The sequence below is a fragment of the Klebsiella sp. 2019SCSN059 genome, assembly GCF_021739525.1.
GTDB lineage: Bacteria > Pseudomonadota > Gammaproteobacteria > Enterobacterales > Enterobacteriaceae > Klebsiella > Klebsiella quasipneumoniae.
Genome location: NZ_JAKKOM010000167.1, coordinates 1 through 278 on the forward strand (window position 1 = coordinate 1; position 278 = coordinate 278).

The following is a 278-nucleotide window of genomic DNA, read 5'->3' on the forward strand; positions in this document are numbered from 1 at the left end:
GAGTTTGTCCTGCGCATCTTCCAGCGACAGAAACCAGTGAATGTTCAGGCATTCATCCCGCAGACTGCCGTTAAATGGGTGATGCTGCCAACTTACTGATTTAGTGTATGATGGTGTTTTTGAGGTGCTCCAGTGGCTTCTGTTTCTATCAGCTGTCCCTCCTGTTCAGCTACTGACGGGGTGGTGCGTAACGGCAAAAGCACTGCCGGACATCAGCGCTATCTCTGCTCTCACTGCCGTAAAACATGGCAACTGCAGTTCACTTACACCGCTTCTCA

At 50.7% G+C, this 278-nt stretch carries 1 protein-coding gene; it reads left to right on the forward strand.

All coding sequences use genetic code 11. The features are described 5' to 3' along the window. Positions 1 to 132: 132 nt before the first annotated feature. A partial coding sequence (locus L2I46_RS29440) for an IS1 family transposase (protein ID WP_001347370.1) occupies positions 133 to 278 on the forward strand: 146 nt, incomplete at its 3' end.